Below are 18,294 nucleotides of genomic sequence, written 5' to 3' on the forward strand. Positions count from 1 at the left end.
TTCCTCCTGGTCCGGCGTCGCCGTCGACGCCCGCGCCAGGCTACCTGCGACCGCGGGTATCGCGTGTCCGGCGAGCTGTCCGGCGAGCTCCCCGGCCAGCTAAGACTTCGACGTGCCGGCCTCGAGGATCGACACGATCGAGAACAGCGTGAAGCACACGGCTCCGAGCCCGACCAGGACGTGCGCGGGGACGAAGAAGCCGGACTGCCGCGTGGTCGCCTCGAACAGGAACGCGGCGAAGAACAGGCAGGTCAGTGCGGTGCCGACGGGGATGATCGGGATGCGGTTGGCCAGCGCGAACGTCTGACGCCATACCAGTGCGAGCAGCACGACCTTGGACAGGATGCTGAAGCAGATGAGGCCCAACCCGATCAGCACGACCCCGGGGGCGAGCCTCGCCGGGTCGTCGGAGGCCAGCAGCACGCCGAGGCCGACGGCGACGTTGAGAATGCCCATCGCCACGACCCACCACGTCCAGCGGTAGCGCTCGGCCTCGCCGAACTCGTTGCGGACCTGGCGCACGATGCTGGCGACCAGCGCGACGAGCGCGGAGCAGATCAGGGACAGCCCGGTGAGCACGTGCCCGGCGACGAGCCCCGGCGTGGTGCCGCGGGCGAACAGCGTGACGGCGATCGCCAGGCCGACCACGGCGAGCACCGCGGGGATGGCGACGAGCACGGCGCCGACGCTCCGCGAGTACGCCTCCGGAGGTGGGCCGCCGCCGATGGGACGGGCGGCGCTGACCTGGATCAGCGTGAACCTGGTCGAGGCCGCGGCGACCGTGCTCACGCAGGCTGCGATGAACCCGATGCCCAGCACCACGTGCCCGGCGACGATGAACTGCGCCTCGTCACCCCGCTGCGCGATCGTGACGCCCCAGACCATCGTGGCCACCGCAACCGTGTACCCCAGCACGGGCAGCACGATCTCCCAGAGTCGGCCGTACCGGTGCACCAGCTGGCGGATGATCGTCGCGGCCGTGGTGAACAGTGCGACGCAGATCGCTGTGAGCGCGACGTTGACGTGGCCGGACACGAAGTGACCCGCGTCGTCGCCGCCGGACAGGACGTACAGCCCGAAGGCGAGGCAGACCGCACCCATCGCCAACGGGATCGCGCGGAAGAGGATGCTGATCGACCGGTTCATGTGGCCCCCCCCGGGTCGCCTCCCACAGTAGGGATCACCCGGGAGGTCCGCGCGTCAGCCGACCCGCGAGCGCGCAGCGAGCGTGTTCAGCAGGGCGGCGCCCGTCGCTGCGTCGTCGACCGTCACGACGAACGACCGGCCGCCGGAGCGCTCGACCTGGAGTCCCTCGCCGGTCCGCAGCACGACGCCCACCCGGCCGCCCTGACCCACGCGGTAGCCCCACCCGCCGAACTCGGCGAACGGGGAGACGGTGACCGCCGCGGCCTGCACCACCTCGTCGAGCGGCACCGACAGCCGCGGCCAGCCCACCGCCGAGCGCACGGTCAGCCCGCGCCGGTCGACCGTGACGGTGAACCAGGTGCTCGACAGCACGACCGCCGCCAGGAGTACCGCGGTGACGGGCAGCGCGGGGATCGAGAGTGCCACGCCGAGCACGAGCATCAGCGCAGCCCCGCTTCCGCCGAGCACGAGGGCGACCCGGCTCTCGGCGTGCGTCACCCAGGCGGCTGACTCGTCGGGCGCGAGGTCGAGCATCGCGGCGCGCGCAGGCACCGGGTCGGTGGTGGGCAGCGGAGCGTCTCCGGGGGCCAGCCAGGCGCCGAGCGCCGCGACCCCCAACCCGACGCAGAGTGCGAGGGTGATCATCGGGTCGACCCCGACGACGTCGGCGGCGTCGGCGAGTCCGCGCTGCAGGGACAGCGTGCCGACCAGCAGCGTCGCGAGGAAGGCGGCGAGGCCGAGGGCGGTGGCGACGCCGATCCTGCGGACCATCGCCGTGCGGCCCCAGAAGAACGCCACCGCCCAGCACGCCGCCGCCAGGACGACGGTCGCGATCGCCCCCGGCCACAGGGCGCCGGCCAGGGACGAGAACCCGTCGGGGCCGTCGGGGCCGAAGTGCACGGCGACCGGGTCCGGCAGCTGCGAGGCCCAGGCGCGGGCCGCCACGAACGGGACAGCGGCGACCGCGAGCGGCACGACGAGGGTCAGGACCGTCGTGGCTGTGCGGTGCGGCACCGGGGGTGTCATCGAAGGGCCTCCTTGACCAGGGCGATGGTGGTCTGTGGCTCGATCCCCAGCGATCGCGCGACGCGGACCAGGTTCTCGACCGCGGCGTGCAGCTCCGCGTTGTCCTGCGCGGGCACCGTCACGACCGCGCCCCGACCGCGGCGCAGCTCGATCAGGCCCTCGTCACGTAGGTCCTGGTAGGCGCGCAGCACCGTGTGCAGGTTGATGTCCAGGGATGCGGCCAGCTCCCGGGCGCCGGGCAGCCGCTCGCCGTCCGTGAGCTCGCCGCGCGCGACGGCCGCACGCACCTGCTCGGCCAGCTGCGCGAACAGCGGGTCCGGGCTGGTGGGGTCGACGCGGAAGAGCACGTAGCCACTCTAGTTGTTTGATGACAACTATAACAAGAGTCCAGCGCGCACGGTCGACGCATGAGGTGCGAGGCGCGGTGCCCAGACCACACGCAGAACGACCCGGCCAAATTTTCGGCCGGGTCGTTCCGCGCTGCGAGGGGTCAGATGTAGATCGCCGGGTCGTCGACCTCGACGTCGAACGGCGCCGCGGCCGGGCGGAGCCGGATCGTGGCGGGCACGCCCACGGCGATCGCCCCCGCCGGGACGTCGTGGATGACGACCGCGTTGGCGCCGACCTGCGCGCCGTCCCCGATCCACACAGGACCGAGCACCTTGGCGCCGGCCCCGATCACGACGTTGTCGCCGAGCGTCGGGTGCCGCTTGCCGTGGCGCATCGTCTTTCCGCCCAGGGTTGACCCGTGGAACAGGACGACGTCGTCGCCCACCTCGGCCGTCTCGCCGATGACGACGCCCATGCCGTGGTCGATGAACAGGCGCCGCCCGAGGCGTGCACCTGGATGGATCTCGATCCCGGTGGCCGCCCGCGCGAGCTGGGAGATCAGCCGCGCGGGCAGCCGCAGGCCGGGCCGGTGCCACAGGCGGTGCGCCAGCCGGTACACCCACACCGCGTGGACGCCGGGGTACCCGAGGGCGACCTCGGCGAGCGACCGGGCCGCGGGGTCGCGGTTCCGGGCAGCCTCCAGGTCTTCCCTGAGGGTGGCGAGCAGGTGAGGGTGGTCGGACACGGTGCCTTCGTCCTGTGGGGTGTGGGCGGTCAGTCGAGCAGGTCGGCGTAGAGCACGGTGGACAGGTAGCGCTCACCGAACGACGGGATGATCGTGACGATCAGCTTCCCGGCGTTCTCCGGGCGCTTGGCCAGGATGGTCGCGGCGTGCAGCGCGGCGCCGGAGGAGATGCCGACGAGCAGACCCTCCTCGGCGGCCGCGCGGCGGGCGACCTTGACGGCGGTCTCCGCGTCGACGTCGATGATCTCGTCGTAGATCGTGGTGTCCAGGATCTCGGGCACGAAGTTGGCGCCGATGCCCTGGATCTTGTGCGGGCCGGGGGCGCCACCGTTGAGGATGGGCGACTCGGCAGGCTCGACGCCGACGATCTGCACGCCCGGCTTGCGCGCCTTGAGCACCTGGCCGACGCCGGTGATGGTGCCACCGGTTCCGATGCCGGCGACGAGGATGTCGATCTCGCCGTCCGTGTCCGCCCAGATCTCCTCGGCGGTGGTCGTCCGGTGGATCTCGGGGTTGGCCTCGTTGGCGAACTGCCGCGCCAGGATGGCCCCGGGACGCTCGGCGACGATCTCCTCGGCGCGGTTGACCGCACCGCGCATGCCCTCGGACCCCGGCGTGAGGATGAGCTCCGCACCGAAGGCGCGCAGCAGGAGCTTGCGCTCCTTCGACATCGTCTCCGGCATGGTGAGCACGACCTTGTAGCCGCGGGCTGCGCCGACAAAGGCGAGCGCGATGCCGGTGTTGCCGCTGGTCGCCTCGACGATCGTGCCGCCGGGCTTGAGCTCGCCGGACGCCTCGGCGGCGTTGATGATCGCGACGCCGATGCGGTCCTTGACCGAGTTGGCCGGGTTGTAGAACTCGAGCTTGCCGACGACGGTGGCGGGGGCACCGTCGGTGATCTTGTTGATGCGCACGAGCGGGGTGTTGCCGATGAGCGCCGTTGCGTCGTCGTAGATGCGTGCCATGGTTCCTCTTCGGTCGAGGCTGCCGGGCCGGCCGGCAGCGGGTGGGGACTAGAGCGTCGGGTTCCGACGACGCGAGGGCGTCGGTCGGACGGCGCCGCGCAGCGGAAGGCGCCGGGGCCGGGTACGGGGCGAGCGCTGGCGCGGGAGATGGTCCCCGGTCAGGGGTTCCTCGCGCGAAGGAGCAGCCAGCGCTCTACAGACAGCGACAACAGGCCGGCGCCGCGAAGGCGCGGACGAGGACGGCGGGGGCGGCAGTCTGCACGCGCATCGCTTCGTCCTCCGAGACCGGTTCGGTCGGTTGCCCCCCGCAGGCGCGGGACCGCAATCGGCCATGACGCTAGCGTCAACGCACGCGGGTGCGCAAAGCATCCCCACCAGGCGGACACCGCAGCGGCCGCCGCGGCGAACGCCACAGGCCGGGCCGCTAGGGCGCCGCGACCACGTTGATCATCCAGTCCACCCCGAACCGGTCGGTGCACATCCCGAAGACGTCGCCCCACTGCGCCTTCTCGAGCGGCTGCGTGATCGTGCCGCCCGTCGACAGCGTGTCCCAGTAGCGCCGCAGCTCGGCCTCGTCGTCCCCGTTGAGCGACATGGTGACGAAGCTGGTGCTGGAGCGCTCGGCGGAGAGCGGCGTGTCCGCCGCCATGATGATCAGCCCGCCGGGGGTGGTGAGGTTGGCGTGCATCAGCTTCTCGGACTCGGCCGGGTCGTCGCTGACCTGGAACTCCGCGAAGGTGCTCATGGTCAGCTCGCCGCCGAAGACCGACTGGTAGAACTCCATCGCCTCCCGGGCCGTGTCGCGAAAACTGAGGTACGGGTTGAGGTGCGTCTTCATCGCGGACTCCTTCGGTCGGGCGGCCGGAACGTGCACCTTGTCAGCGCCCACCCACACGCCCAGGATCGGATGCGTGGACCGACTCGAGGTCGCGCACCGGCGCCTGCACAACCAGCACCTGTCCGGCCTGCGGCTGGCCGACCCGGCCGCGGTGGTCCGGCACCTGGGCGCCTCGCAGGCGCAGGAGTACACGATGGCGAAGTGGTCGCTGGGTCAGCGGAGCGCGGACGCCGACGACACCGCGGTGCAGGCTGCGCTCGATGCGGGAAGGATCCTGCGCACGCACGTGCTGCGGCCGACGTGGCACTTCGTCGCCCCCGAGGACATCCGCTGGATGCTGGAGCTCACCGGACCCCGCGTGCGCGGGCTCAGTCGCTATTACGAGCGGCAGTCGGACATCGACGCGGCGCTCGCCGACCGCTCGACCGACGTCATCGGCGAGGCGCTCCAGGGCGGGAACCACCTGACCCGCGCCCAGGTGCAGGAGGCGCTGGCGCGGGCCGGCATCGAGGCGCGCGGCGTCCGGCTCGTCTACCTGGTGATGGCCGCGGAGCAGGCCGGCGTCGCGGTCAGCGGGGCAGTCTCGGGAAAGCAGCGGACCTATGCGCTGCTGGACGAGCGCGTCCCGCCGACCGCACCGCTCGACCCGGACGAGGCGCTGGCGGAGCTGACCCGGCGGTTCTTCGTCAGCCACGGCCCGGCGACCGTCAAGGACTTCGCCTGGTGGGCGAGCCTCACGCTGCACGAGATCGGTCGGGGACTGGCCATGCTGGCCGGCGAGCTGACGTCGGTCGAGGTCGACGGCCTCACCTACTGGTTCGCGCCCGCCGATGCGCCGACGCGGGATCCGGCCCCCACCGTGCACGTGCTGCAGGGGTACGACGAGTACGGCGTGGCCTACACGCAAGGGCGTTCCGCGGCGAACATCGCGGGACTGACGATCGCACCGCCGGACACGAACATGGTGATCCAGCCGCTCGTCCTCGACAGCCAGTTCGTCGGCTGGTGGCGCAGGATCGTGGGTCGCGACGGGGTCGTCGCCGAGCCGCACCTCGCCGTCACGCTCGACGACGACCAGGTGGCGGCGATGCGGGCCGCGTTCGACCGGCTGGCCGAGTTCGCGGGGGTCCCGATCGTGCTGAGGTTGGACAGCTGACCAGAAGGCGTGTAGAGTTCTTACTCGGATCTCCCGGTCTGCATGGTGGTGTCAGCATCCCATCGTGAAGGATCGGCCCGGATGTGGAACGCGTCGCTACGAGAGCGGCGGACGGCCATGGTCCGGGTGGCTGATCTTCGACAGCCCCCAATGGCGCTGGGGGCGGTTCAAGCCGCGCGCAACAAGGACAAGCGGGCGCGGTGGGCGAAGGCCAACAGGTGCTGACGGACATGCAGCCCCGGTGCAGCCCGCGACGAGAGTCGCGGCGCAGCACCGGGGCTGTTCTCGTCCGTCCGGCCAGGGCCTTTCGTCACGTCGGATCGAGTAGTGAGCGAAGGAGACTGGACTTGGGCGCCCGAGCCCTGGAACAGGAGACCGAGATGGACACCGCGTACGCCGAGGGTTGGCTGCGCCTGACCAAGAACGACCGTCGGCAGCACTTCTTCCGCGACGGCATGAGCGTGTGCGGACGGTTCGTGACGCCGACGGTGCGCTTCCCGGAGGACGACGGCCCGGACCGCGGCGAGTGCCCGACCTGCCGGCGCGTCTTCGACAGCGAGCACGGGCAGACGCAGTACTGACGGAGTGCACGCGTCGCCGTGAGGGCCTCTTTCACCGGGTGACCGCCAACGCCCACCCGGCCACGACGCCGTCGGCGTCGGAGAACTCCCACGCGGGCAGCGAGTCCTGCGGCTCTGCCGTGGCGACGCCGGCGATCAGCGTCGCCGTCGTGATCGGGCCGGCCGGTGCCGACGGCGCGTTCAGCGGAGAGAACAGCCGATCCGTGACGTGTTCCATGAAGCTCGGCACGTGGTGCACCTGCGGCATCGAGCCGTCCCGGTGGTGGCGCAAGGCGTCGAGCGCCTGGTCGGCCGAGACGGTGGCCACGTCGGTCGATCGCGCCGGCACCGTGGTGGAGAAGCTGACGGACCGCAGGCTCCCGTCCTCGACGAAGCTGATGATGACCGGTGGGGCCATGCCCGACGGCCGTGCAGTCTGGTCCGTGCCGGGCACCCGCGGTTCGGCGACGAACCGCGCTGCGCCGTCGGGCCGCTGGTCCACGTGCAGGACGGTGTCGGTGGGCCACCCGAGTGCCGTGAGGATCCGGCGAGCCTCGCGCTCCCGCGCGTCCGCCGCGGGGAACGTCGCGACCCCGGGCGTCGACACCACCGAGGGTCCCTGGAACGTGTACATGTCGCCGTCGTCGTCGGGTGTCCCGGGAGACTGCTCCCAGATGCTCACCGTCCCGGTCGCGGTGGCGTAGACCCCGTCCGCGACCGCGACGACCGGACCGCCGAAGGCGTCGGCCAGCACGGCCGTGTCGTCGGGAAGCCCGAGGGCCGAGGTGCGGAACTCCCAGGAGCGCAGGGTCGGCGGAACCGCCGGGAGCTCGACCCCGTCGGCGAGCGTGATCAGCGGGTCCCCGAAGCGCTCGGACCACAGGTCGCTGGAGCGTCCCGGTCCCCACGCCCAGACGGCCAGCGTCGGGACCGAGACGAGCGCCGCGACGACGACCACCGCGACGAGCACGCCGCGGACCACCTGACGAGGAACGGTGCGCGTCGTCATCTCAGCCTCGCGTCCCGCGCTCGTCGACGGTGTAGACCGTGCCGTCGGGATGGGTCAGGTGGAGCGTCACCGCGGGGCGCGGGCCGGCGAGCTGGGGCTCGGGCACGGCCGTCGCCCCTCCCGAGCCGAGGGCGGGGGACGACGTCCCTGCGACGACGAGCACGGCCGCGGTCAGGGAGGCGCACCCCGCGACCCACCATCGACGCAACCGGTCGACGGGTCGGGGCGCGGCGAGCGCGTCGAGGTACGCGGACTCCCGCGAGCGGGAGGGCGGAACGGCCGGTGCGGCGGCGCGCAGGGCGTCCAGCGGATCGTCGGTCATGCGGGCTCTCCGATCGGGTCGGACGTCTGGCGGGTGTAGACGGTGCGGAACCGGGCGCGGGCGCGGTGGAGCCGGACCCTGACCGTGCCGGGGGTCAGACCGAGCACCCGGGCGGCGTCGGACAGCGACACCTCGTCCCAGAGGCACAGCAGCAGGAGCTCCCGGTCGGTGGAGCTGAGCGCGCAGAGCGCGTCGGTGATCGCGGAGCGCTCCGCGACCGGACCGGCGATGTCCGGCACCACGACCGACCCGACGGCGGCCTCGCGGGACCGGCGCCGAGTGTCGCCCCGGGCCGTGGTCGACAGGACGTGCCGTGCCGCCGTGAGCAGCCACGCGACCTCCCGGTCGGCCGGGATCTCGTCGAGCTTCTGCCACGCCAGCGCGAGCACGTTCGCAGCGATGTCCTCGCCGATCGTGGCGCCGGCGCGGCGGGCCGCGTAGGCGTACACGCGGTCATAGTGCGCGTCGAAGAGTGCGCGGAACCGCGCCTCCCCACCGTCGTGCGCCACGTGCACTCCTCGCGTCGTCGTCAGGCATGAGTGCCCGCAGACGGCGTCGGCGTTACACGTGCACCCATCCGGCCCATCGGCCGACCGCGGGCCGTTACCAAGGACTCGGCGCACCGACGTCAGCTCGTCGCGGCGCCTGCTCGTCGACCGGTCCCGCGGCCGTCGTCGGAGAGCACCCGCACGCCACCGACCCGCTCGAGGATGCGCATCCGATCGAGCTCGGCGCGGGTCGTCGTGTCGAAGCCGTTGCCGACCGGCCGGACGAGAACGGTCGCCGAGCCCGAGGTCAGGTACCGGAGGGCCGCCCGCTGCCAGGCGGTGTTGCGGACGCGGGGGACCGGTCGTCCGCTCGCGTCCCGGGCGCCGACGTCATAGGTCTGGCCGGACAGGTCGACCGGCAGCCGGCAACCCGCGTCGAGGTTGCGCGACGCCTGGTCCAGCAGGACCAACGCGGCGGGCGAGTCGGACCGGATGCAGCCGGTCTGGGGAAGGTGGGCGTCGATGCGGCCGGCCGGGAAGGGCGCCGGGGGGCGGGTGATCATCATCGCCGTCGCCAGGCAGAGCGCGGCCGCGGCGGCCGCGGAGGTAGCGAGCGCGGGCACCAGCCGCAGCGTCGACGCCCCGGCCGCCACGACGAGCGCAGCCGCCGGCGCCGAGAACGCGGCGTAGTGCAGGAAGTACGACGGGGACAGGACCAGCACGCCCAGCTGGGCCGCGAGCAGCACCACCCACAGCCGACCACGTCCGTGGTGCCACGCCCGAGCTGCGCAGAACGCGACGACGACCAGGCCGCCGACCAGCAGCGTCGACCACCCCACCATTTGCGGGGGCGGCGCGGTGACGTCCACACCGCTGATCCCGCCGAGGCGCGTCGCGACGGTGGCCTGGCCCGGTGGGCGCCCGAGCTGGTCGAGCACGACGTAGCGCACCATCCGAGGCGTGGCCAGCAGCGCGAACGGCAGGAGCACCAGGCCTGCGGCGGCCGTCGCGGCGAGCCCGACGCGCGCGGCGCCGGCCCGTCCGCGGGTGAGCCACAGCCAGCCGATCACGACGACCGCCGGGACGACGTCCCAGATCTTCACGACGAGGCTCAGGCCGAGCAACGCCCCACCGGCGAGCTCCCAGGCCCGGGAGCTCTGCTCGGCAGAGCGCAGGAGCGACGCGACGGCGGCCAGCAGGCCGAGGCTGCCCAGGGGTTCGAGCATCGTGCTGTATTCGACGTTCGCAGCGGCGTACGAGAGCCCGTAGAGCCCGCCCGCGACGACCGCCGCCCGCGTGCCCCAGCGGAGCGCGATGCGGGCCACGAGCACGGCGTTGGCGGCCCCGACCAGCATGAACGCGACGCGAGCCGTCATGAACGCGGCCGGGTCGCTGGTCCAGTGCGTCAGGGCCGCGAAGGGCAGCAGCGCCACCGTGATGCCGGGTGGGTGCAGGAACAGGAAGTCCCGGTACGGCACCAGGCCGTGGCTGAGCGACAGGGCCGAGGTGAAGTACACGCCCTCGTCGTAGCCGTGGTAGCCGCGCAGGCCCGCGAGCCCGCCGCCGAGGTACCAGCGCACCAGCAGGGCGAGCAGGCCCGCCGCGCCGGCGACGACCCACCCGCCGGCGCGGGAGTGGTGCCGTGCAGGTCCCATGCAACGAGTCTCGGCCGTGTGCGCCACACCCGCTGAGGGAGGGCGCGGTGACCCAGCCCTACCAGCGCTGCTCGACGTCCTCCGCCGACCCCAGGAGCCCGTCCAACGTCAACCGCGAGCCGTCGTCCAGGGTTACCCACCCCGACCAGTGCCCGAAGCACTGGTGGGTCGAGGAGCGCACCACTCGAAGGTCAGTGAGCGACACCCGGTCGTGGAAGGGCGTGAACGTCAGGTCCGCGGACGCGCCGCGCACGTGCCACGGGTCGGTCCAGGCGCCGGGCGTCCACGACCACGACAGGTCCTCGTGCAGCCGGTGCAGCCGTCCGTCGACGAGGACCGCGTTCTCGGTGGACCCGGTTCCGTCGGTCCACCGTCCGCCGAGCTGCAGGGCGACCTCGGCGCCATCCGCGACACCGGCACCGAAGCCCCAGTTCCAGGCCAGCTCACGCGGCCAGTAGCCGCGCCCGTGGTCCAGCACGGCCCACGACCCGGCGGTGATGTGGTGCGTCACGCCGTCGACCTGCAGGCGGCCGGCCGCCGGCCGCCCGACGTCCTTGACGGTGTACTGGAACTCCCGCGCGTCCCACGGCACCACGACGCCCAGGCGCTGGCGCTCCGCCGGCAGCGCGGCGACCACGTCGAGCCGCACCCGGTCCGTCCGCGCCCGCAACCGCGTCCCGTCGGCCTGCTCGTCGAAGCGCAGCGCGATCCGGCGTGACGACGCGGACGCAGGTCCGCGCCCGAGCGTGCCCGGCAGTCGGGTGCCGACGGCGAGCGGCGCGACGACGACGGCGTCGATCTCCTCGCCGGTCGCGCGATCCAGCACCCAGACCTGCGTCAGTCCGGCGTAGTCGAGGGACGAAATGGTCATGCCGACCACGTGCGTGGGGGTGAGCAGCGCCCAGTACTCCCACCGCTTCGCCCGGCCCCACCGCCGAGCCACCCGGCCCACCCGGTCGGTGCCGTGCAGCGGCGTGCGGGTCCAGCCGATCGCCGCGGGGTTGAGCGCGCCGGACGGAAGCTGCAGCTCGACGGGCTGGGTGATCTCGCGGACGCCGGTGGTCATGTGCACATCCTGCCGCCCGCGGGCTGATCGACTCGGCAGCCGCGGCGTGGTGACGGGCGGCGACACGGGGCGGTTCTCGAACGGTGGTTCCGGAAAGGGGCCTCACCTGGTCGACCTGTGACATCTGCCGGGCGCCTCCACACCGAAGGCGTCACGCCCTCCACACGTGCCACCTGACCTGGTGTTCTGCGTTGGATCAGCCTTGTCGCCCGCCTGCATCGATTCCGTGAGCGCCGCTACAGTCGGCGCGGCCGGAAAGGGGGTGTCGCCGGCCGCAGTGTGTCCGAGCGCCCAGCTGGGGGCGGATGGTGGGAACTACGCAGGTCCGACCTCCTTCAGCTTGACGTCCGACGGTCTGAGCCTCAGCCCAAGATGCATCAGCTGAGCGGCGCGGTCGAGGGCGCCCACGGGGTACTTCATCTCGATGTGATGGCTCCACAGGCCCGCGGGGCTCTCGACCGAGACCCAGGCGAGCCTCGTCAAGCGCTTGGGTTTGGCGAAGCCGGTGAGGTCACGGAAGCTCAAGGCGTAGCTGTCGGGGGTGTCGGCGTAGATCTGCAGCCATGACCCCTTCTGCCCTCGGAAGGCGAACATCACTTGCCGCGCCATCTGCTGGGGGAGGTCTTCGAGCAACGGGGTGAGGTCATTGACCCAACCTTCCCACTCGTCGACCGGCCACCTCCAGGACGACGTCGGTGTCCTTCGTTCTCGGGCGCGGAGGTCATCTTGTGCCAAGTCCAGCACCAGATCAGCGACGGCATCTCGGTGCTGCGGATGCCGTGCCGCGAAGTCCCCGAGTGACTCGGCCAGTGCAGGCCCGTAGATCCACGAGGGGCTGGTGAGCACGGTCTTCGGCATGCCAGGACTATCGGCTGGCGCCGGCGGCATTCTGAGCCCGACATGACGGTGACCGTGTCAACACTCTGGATGACGCGCTATCGCACTCTTTCTCGACTACTCGCTCGTCGACGAGGAGTCACCTCCGGAACCACGTGGGAACCTCAAACGCCTCGAAACCGGAACCACCCTCGGACCCGAGCGGACGACGGGAACCGAACCCGCGTAGCCAGTTTGGAAGACTCGAAACGGCAATGCTCTGATCTGCGGCGGAGATGCATCTTCGTCGCCAGTGGGAACTGATGCGGAACCGAAACCCCGGCGAGGTGAGTCACGGAGCTCGCCGACGACGGGGGTCGGAAGTGCTTACGGCTTCCTGAGGCAGCAGCGACAACCGCCATGCGGTGTCCAGGGTGCCCGGTGCGGTCTGCCGGGACGTGGCGCACTCCAGCGCGCCGAGGCCCCCGGCCCCGGGCGCGCCCAGGTCGGCACCCAGTGCAGCACCGCGGGCAGACCGGTCACGGGAACCGAGAGGACGACGGAGGAGCCGTCCCGGGACAGGACGACGGGCCGCGCGTCGGGCGTCATGCGTGCACCGTCACGGCCTCGGCACCAACGACGGCCGTGGGGCCAACCGGGCGACGGAGGCGACGGCCCAGGCCGGCAGGTCGATGTCGATCTCGAGGACGCCCGACTCGGGAACCGGCACGGTCCACCGGCGCAGGTCGTCCGCGATGGCCTTGAGCTCGACGGTCTGGGCTCGAGTAAGGTTGACCGGCTCGCCCATCTGGTGCCACGCCTCTGCGGCGTTCCCGTGCTCCCAGTCGAGCAGCTCGACCTGGAAGACGGTCCCCGGCTCGATGCCCGCAACGGTGTGGCGGACCCGTCGGGCCGTCCCGATCTCCTTGTACGCGCGCGCCGCGGCGTAGGAGTCGTGCTGCTCGACACCGCGGGTGCCCATCTCGGCGGGGTAGTTGAGGAACACCGCGGACACGCGGCCGTCGTCGGACGAGCGGGTGATGATGCCCTGCGCGTCCTGGTGCACGACGCGGTCGCCCAGGCGGTTCAGCATCGCGACGGCGTGGAACGTGGGCTTGTGGATGCCCTGCTCGTTGACGAACCCGAAGCCGCCGTGGAACGGGCCGAGCCCGGCGCCGCCCTCCTCGAAGATGTCCGTGAACGTCCAGTAGGAGATCGAGTCCGCCAGCGCGGCGCCCTTCAGGAACGCGCGCGTGATGTACGTGGCGGCGAAGAGGGTGTCGTGCGTGCGGTCCCGGCTCGACGGCGAGCTCGACCACTCGCTGATGTGCAGCTCGGCGTCGGGGTACGGGCTCGCCGCGATGAGCTCCTGCATGAGGCGCAGGTCCTGCTCGGTGGCGTCCACGTGGCGGTGGATGGCCTTGGACCTGCTGCCGGTCCCGTCGGCCGCGTAGTCCGTCGGGTAGAGGTGGGTTGAGAGGAAGTCGACCGGGAGGTCCCGCTCGGCGCAGTAGTCGATGAGCTCGCGGACCCAGACCGGCTGCCAGTCGAGCGCGTCAGGGTCGGGTGCCTGGCCGGTGGCGAACTCGGCCGCGCGGTCGTAGGTCTCGCCGGCGTAGCGAGAGTCGGGCACGAATACGGACGTCGACGGGCCGCCCACCTTGAGCTGCGGGTCGATCGCCTTGAGCGCGTGCGCGGTGGCCTCGTACAGCGCGAAGTACTCGGTGCGGGTGCCGGTCCAGAAGTGGGGCACCAGGTTGGGCTCGTTCCACACCTCGAACCGCCACTTCCGCACCTCGTCGAGGCCGTACCTCTCGATCCAGTGCCTCACCGTCTCGCTCACGAGGCGGACCCACTCCGCCATGTCGGTGGGCGGGCTGCAATGCGCCTTCCACCAGAACAGCGTCTCGGTCTGCGTGGCCAGCTCCCGGGGCATGAACCCCAGCTCGACGAACGGGCGCGCGCCCGCGCCGAGGATCGCGTCGAACACCATGTCGACGTAGCTGAAGGTGATCTGCGGCTCGGGCAGCACCTCCGGCGGGGCGAAGCCGCCGCCGTAGGTGGCCCGGTACACGAACATGTCGTCGTGGAACAGGCCGTGGAACCGCACGAAGCGGACCCCCAGCACGTCCACGGCCTCGCGGAAGTGGGCCTGCCAGTCGGCGCGCAGCGCCTCGTTAGCCCGGCCCGCACCCACGCACTGGTTCCACACGTGGTTCAGCGGCGCGTCCGACGGCGGCGCGCCGTCCACTCGCAGTTCGTCGAGCGCATGCGCTTCTTGCGGCATGGAGATCTCCTGGTCTACGCGGTGTCTCTCCGGTCCATCCCGGCCAGGCACCTCACGATGTTTGTGGTTCGTCCGTCGGGTCAGGTTGGGGGGTTCGATGGCCGCCGATCCGCAGTTGCGGGTGTGCCTAGCCGCTGAGCGAGATCGTCCAGGGTGTCCCACGCGGGTCCGAACCCCACCCAGTCGAGGTGGCCGTGCGGCACGCCCGCCCGAGTCACCTCGACGACGTCGACTCTTGCCGCGCAGTCGTCCTGCGGGACGGGGAACCGGACCGGCTCGCCGCGCTCGTCGACGCGGTCGCCGACGGTGCCGCCGAGCTCGTGCATGACCGGGCACAGGCGGTAGTCGACCGACACGACGACGGCGTCCGCGCGGCCGGCTATGCCGCGGGCGACCTCGTGCGCCTCCGCCATGTCGAGGTCGCCCCACGAGAACGCGCCGCCGTGCATCCAGACCAGGCATGGTCGGCCGCCGTCCGGCGGCGTGCCCACCGGCGTGTAGACGCGCGCGGGCACCGGGCCGTGCGGGCCGGGGACCGCCTGGTCGACCACGGTCAGGTCCCAGTCCTCGGGCGGCCCGAAGGGTGCCTTCCACTGCGCGATGACCGACTCGGGGATCTGCGCGAACTCCGCGTAGTCCTCGACGAGGAGCCGGCGCGCCTCGAGCTCTGGCACCAGTCGTCTCGTCATGGCCCTGTCCCTTCGATGTCGTCGCCGACTCGGAACCAGTCGACATCCACATGCCCGCCGGTCTCGGCCGTGGCGTAGCAGAAGATCGCGAACCGGTACCCGGTGAAGTGGTCGAGGCTGTACTCCATCGCCAGGTCGTCGCCGATCGGCGTCCAGGCGGCACCGTCGAGCGAGTACGCGAACGAGGCGCGGTCGGCGGCGTCCCGGAAGTCCACGTCCACGCGGAGCAGGACCGTCTCGGCCGTCAGCGGCACATGAGCGCTCGTGAAGGCGGCGCTCCCGTGCCGGTCGGCACGGCGCATCACGAGCCGGCGGGCGCCGTCGGCCATCTCGACCCCCGCGTACCCGTACTTCTGCTGGTACGCGGACAAGCCGGCGACGTCGCCGTCCTTCATCCCGGAGACGTCCAGCGAGATCGCCGCGGCGCTCGCAGGCCCGCACGTGCGCTGGGTGAGCGTGTTGCGGGCGTCGATGATGCCCGACGCGATGCTGCCCGTTGTCAGCCGCAGGTGGCCAGGCCGGTCGGTGAGCGACCAGAACCGGTTGTCCGGGTTGTGGTTCCACTGCCACGGCAGCCCGAGGCTCGACCCGTTCCAGGCGTTCTCGTCCGACGTCGTCAGGGCACCGGCATTGGCCGTGTTCCAGTAGCCGGCCGGCGTGGGCTGGTTGTCGAAGTCGTCCGAGACGAGGAGGTCCGTCGATCCCGCAGACGGCGCCCCTGCGGAGACCGCCATCCTGGCGTCGAGCGTGTATACCGGCCACCCGTCCTGGTCCCAGGTCACGCGCGCTAGCTGCGGTGAGCGCCCGAGCGGCCCCTCGTCCTGGAAGAGCATGGCGTACCACTGCCCGTCAGCCGCCTGGACGACGCCGCCCTGAGCGGCGCCGTCGCCCTGGCGCCCCTCGACCGGCACCGCCTGGCTGAGCACGATCCTGCCCTCCCAGGTTCCTCCCTGGGACTGCGGCGTCAGCGACGTCGACCGCCATACGACCTGCTGGCGGATCCCGTCCGTCGGCCACTCGATCATGAAGACGTAGTAGTGCTCGCCGATCTTGTAGGCGTGCGCGCCCTCTGCGTTCAGCCCGCTGGTCTGGTCGACGTTGGCGTCCTCGACGAGCCGCGTCGCCGGGCCGTCCCAGACGAAGGTCCCTTCGTCGTCCCGGCCGAGCCGGCGCAGGTCGATCACTCCGCCGCCGTAGACGAGGTAGGCGTCCTCGTTGTCGAACAGGAGCGACTGGTCGTGGGCGTAGCCGTCGAGGACCGACTTCGTCCACGGTCCGTGCTCGATGCTCGGCGTCGCGTAGATGTACGTCTTCCTCGTGGTCAGGCTGCCGACCGAGACGTAGAACGTGCCCTCGTGGTACCTGATGCTCGCGGCCCAGCTGCCCTGCCCGTAGGCGTTCTCCCCGTTGCGCAGGGCGAGCGCGTCCGTGTCGTCGAGGATCGGGCCGGTGTAGCCGGCGATCGACCAGTGCACCAGGCCGCTCGAGCGCATGATCGGCACGCTCGGCGCGAAGTACATGGTTGTGCTGACCATGTAGTAGTGCCGACCGTCGTAGACGACGTCCGGGTCGGGAACGTCCGCGAAGATGACCGGGTTGGCGAAGGTGAGCGCCCGGTCGCCACGTTCCATCAACGCAAGGCCAGACTGACGGTGACGTAGGAGTGGGCGGGCAGGTCGATCTCGAGTCCGCGCGAGTGGGGCCGCACGCCGTCGTGCGCGGTCGGCGCGACGGCGTCGAGCTGCTCCGGGGTGTTGTGCGCGTCCAGGGCGGGCGCGGTCAGCACCCGCGCCTCGTGCCCGACGACGTCGCGGCCGCGCAGGTCGAGCACGACCGTGCGGTCGGTGTCGGTGTCGAGGTTCGACAACGAGACCAGCGCGGCGTCGCCCTTGACTGACGCGGACGCCGAGACCAGCGGCAGCTCGGTCCCGTCCACGGTTCGGGTCTCCACGCCGCGCAGGTGCACGGCGAGCGCGGCGGCGTCGTGGTGCCCGGCGTTCATCGCGAACACGTGGTAGGTCGGGGTCAGGACGAGCGCACCGGTGTCCGGGTCCGTGAGGATCATCGCCTGCAGCACGTTGACCGTCTGCGCGATGTTCGCCATCACGACCCGCTCTGCATGCCGGTGGAACGCATCGAAGTGCACGGACGCGACCAGCGCGTCGCGCAGCGTGTTCTGCTGGTACAGGAACCCCGGGTTCGTGCCCTTCTCCACGTTCCACCAGGTGCCCCACTCGTCGACGACCAGGCCAACCTTGCGGTGTGGGTCGTACCGGTCCAACACCGTCGAGTGGCGGGTGAGCAGCTCCTCCATGCGGCGAGCCCTGGCCATCGTCGTGTACCACTCGTCCGTGCTGAAGCCGGTGGCATCGCCCTTGTCGCCCCACGAGCCCGACATCGTGTAGTAGTGCAGCGACACGGCCTGGAAGGGCCGGGCGGGCTCGGCCGGGTCGGCGGCCAGGTCGTCGAACGAACGCATCAGCGTCTCGGTCCAGTGCAGGTCCGACTCGTTCGCGCCGGCCGCGATCCGGTACAGAGCGTTGCCGCCATGGTCGCGCGCGTACGTGGCGTACTGCCGGGCCAACGACGCGAACTGCTCAGCACGCAGGTGCCCGCCGCACCCCCACGCCTCGTTCCCCAACCCCCAGAACGGCACCCGCCACGGCGCGTCGCGCCCGTTCGCCCGGCGCAGCGCCGCCATCGGCGAGTCGTCCGCCCGGGTCAGGTACTCGACCCAGTCCGACATCTCCGCCACGCTGCCGGACCCCACGTTCCCCGACACGTACGGGTCCGCCCCGAGCACCTCGCACAGGTCCATGAACTCGTGGGTACCGAACGCGTTGTCCTCCACGACATCACCCCAGTGCGAGTTGACCATCCGGGGCCGCTGGTCGCGCGGGCCGATCCCGTCACGCCAGTGATAGTCGTCGGCGAAGCAGCCGCCCGGCCAGCGCAGGTTCGGGATCTGCAGGGCCCGCAGGGCAGCCACGACATCGGACCGGATGCCGCGCACGTTCGGGACGGGCGAGTCCTCTCCCACCCAGAACCCGCCATAGATGCACCGGCCCAGATGCTCCGCGAAGTGCCCGTACACGTGCCGGCTGATCGTCGCACCGGGCAGGTCGAGGTCGATGATCGCTGTCGGGGTAGTCGTCATTGTCTTCCCATCGGGTTCGGATGATCTGTCGAACGGGTT

18 protein-coding genes are annotated in these 18,294 nt (G+C 71.6%); 2 read left to right on the top strand and 16 right to left on the bottom strand.

The window, feature by feature from the left end; all coding sequences use genetic code 11:
- Positions 1–99: 99 nt before the first annotated feature.
- From KG102_RS05975 to KG102_RS06000, 6 genes are all read right to left on the bottom strand, one after another.
- The gene (locus tag KG102_RS05975; protein WP_208289269.1) at positions 100–1,146 is read right to left on the bottom strand and encodes a DUF2776 family protein; all 1,047 of its coding nucleotides are present in this window, start codon (positions 1,144–1,146) and stop codon (positions 100–102) included.
- Positions 1,147–1,200: 54 nt separating this feature from the next.
- A complete protein-coding gene (locus KG102_RS05980) occupies positions 1,201–2,172 on the bottom strand; it encodes a DUF1648 domain-containing protein (protein WP_208289268.1) in 972 nt (323 codons plus the stop codon).
- Positions 2,169–2,519, bottom strand: a complete 351-nt coding sequence (locus KG102_RS05985; protein WP_208214013.1) for a GntR family transcriptional regulator — start codon at positions 2,517–2,519, stop codon at positions 2,169–2,171. Before KG102_RS05985 ends, KG102_RS05980 begins: the two co-directional genes overlap by 4 nt.
- 143 nt (positions 2,520–2,662) lie before the next feature.
- Positions 2,663–3,247, bottom strand: a complete 585-nt coding sequence (epsC, locus tag KG102_RS05990) for a serine O-acetyltransferase EpsC (protein WP_208214011.1) — start codon at positions 3,245–3,247, stop codon at positions 2,663–2,665.
- 29 nt (positions 3,248–3,276) lie between these two features.
- On the bottom strand, positions 3,277–4,212 hold the full coding sequence (gene cysK / locus KG102_RS05995) for a cysteine synthase A (RefSeq protein WP_208289267.1): 936 nt from the start codon (positions 4,210–4,212) through the stop codon (positions 3,277–3,279).
- Positions 4,213–4,636: 424 nt separating this feature from the next.
- Complete coding sequence (locus KG102_RS06000; RefSeq protein WP_208289266.1) at positions 4,637–5,050, bottom strand: VOC family protein; 414 nt, start codon at positions 5,048–5,050, stop codon at positions 4,637–4,639.
- A gap of 73 nt (positions 5,051–5,123) precedes the next feature.
- Here KG102_RS06000 and KG102_RS06005 point away from each other — a divergent pair, with 73 nt between their 5' ends.
- Together KG102_RS06005 and KG102_RS06010 are read left to right on the top strand one after the other, a co-directional pair.
- Complete coding sequence (locus KG102_RS06005) at positions 5,124–6,206, top strand: winged helix DNA-binding domain-containing protein (protein ID WP_208289265.1); 1,083 nt, start codon at positions 5,124–5,126, stop codon at positions 6,204–6,206.
- Between the two features lie 347 nt (positions 6,207–6,553).
- A complete protein-coding gene (locus KG102_RS06010) occupies positions 6,554–6,787 on the top strand; it encodes a hypothetical protein (RefSeq protein WP_208214006.1) in 234 nt (77 codons plus the stop codon).
- A 31-nt stretch (positions 6,788–6,818) separates the two neighbouring features.
- Here the strand turns inward: KG102_RS06010 and KG102_RS06015 are convergent, their stop codons facing one another.
- The 10 genes from KG102_RS06015 to KG102_RS06060 all read right to left on the bottom strand — a co-directional run bounded on the left by KG102_RS06015 (position 6,819) and on the right by KG102_RS06060 (position 18,255).
- Positions 6,819–7,775: a hypothetical protein gene (locus KG102_RS06015; RefSeq protein ID WP_208214005.1), complete on the bottom strand. Its 957-nt coding sequence runs from the start codon at positions 7,773–7,775 to the stop codon at positions 6,819–6,821.
- Between the two features lies 1 nt (position 7,776).
- Complete coding sequence (locus KG102_RS06020; protein ID WP_208214004.1) at positions 7,777–8,097, bottom strand: hypothetical protein; 321 nt, start codon at positions 8,095–8,097, stop codon at positions 7,777–7,779.
- Positions 8,094–8,606, bottom strand: coding sequence for an RNA polymerase sigma factor (locus tag KG102_RS06025; protein WP_208214003.1), 513 nt, complete (start codon positions 8,604–8,606; stop codon positions 8,094–8,096). Before KG102_RS06025 ends, KG102_RS06020 begins: the two co-directional genes overlap by 4 nt.
- Positions 8,607–8,725: 119 nt before the next feature.
- Positions 8,726–10,240, bottom strand: coding sequence for an ArnT family glycosyltransferase (locus KG102_RS06030; RefSeq protein WP_208289264.1), 1,515 nt, complete (start codon positions 10,238–10,240; stop codon positions 8,726–8,728).
- A 58-nt stretch (positions 10,241–10,298) separates the two neighbouring features.
- Positions 10,299–11,306 (bottom strand): DUF2804 domain-containing protein, encoded by a 1,008-nt coding sequence (locus KG102_RS06035; protein ID WP_208289263.1) that lies wholly within the window; start codon positions 11,304–11,306, stop codon positions 10,299–10,301.
- A gap of 315 nt (positions 11,307–11,621) precedes the next feature.
- The gene (locus KG102_RS06040) at positions 11,622–12,164 is read right to left on the bottom strand and encodes a hypothetical protein (protein ID WP_208214000.1); all 543 of its coding nucleotides are present in this window, start codon (positions 12,162–12,164) and stop codon (positions 11,622–11,624) included.
- Positions 12,165–12,741: 577 nt separating this feature from the next.
- Complete coding sequence (locus KG102_RS06045; protein ID WP_208289262.1) at positions 12,742–14,409, bottom strand: GH39 family glycosyl hydrolase; 1,668 nt, start codon at positions 14,407–14,409, stop codon at positions 12,742–12,744.
- 80 nt (positions 14,410–14,489) lie between these two features.
- Positions 14,490–15,098, bottom strand: coding sequence for an alpha/beta hydrolase (locus KG102_RS18950; RefSeq protein ID WP_208289261.1), 609 nt, complete (start codon positions 15,096–15,098; stop codon positions 14,490–14,492).
- Entirely contained in the window at positions 15,095–16,729 is a 1,635-nt protein-coding gene (locus KG102_RS06055; protein ID WP_208289260.1) for a glycoside hydrolase family 43 protein, read from the bottom strand. The genes KG102_RS18950 and KG102_RS06055 overlap by 4 nt, the downstream gene beginning before the upstream one ends.
- Positions 16,729–18,255: an alpha-N-arabinofuranosidase gene (locus KG102_RS06060; RefSeq protein ID WP_208213996.1), complete on the bottom strand. Its 1,527-nt coding sequence runs from the start codon at positions 18,253–18,255 to the stop codon at positions 16,729–16,731. Before KG102_RS06060 ends, KG102_RS06055 begins: the two co-directional genes overlap by 1 nt.
- Between the last annotated feature and the right edge of the window lie 39 nt (positions 18,256–18,294).

Origin of the sequence: Cellulomonas fengjieae (assembly GCF_018388465.1) — a bacterium.
Taxonomy (GTDB): domain Bacteria; phylum Actinomycetota; class Actinomycetes; order Actinomycetales; family Cellulomonadaceae; genus Cellulomonas; species Cellulomonas fengjieae.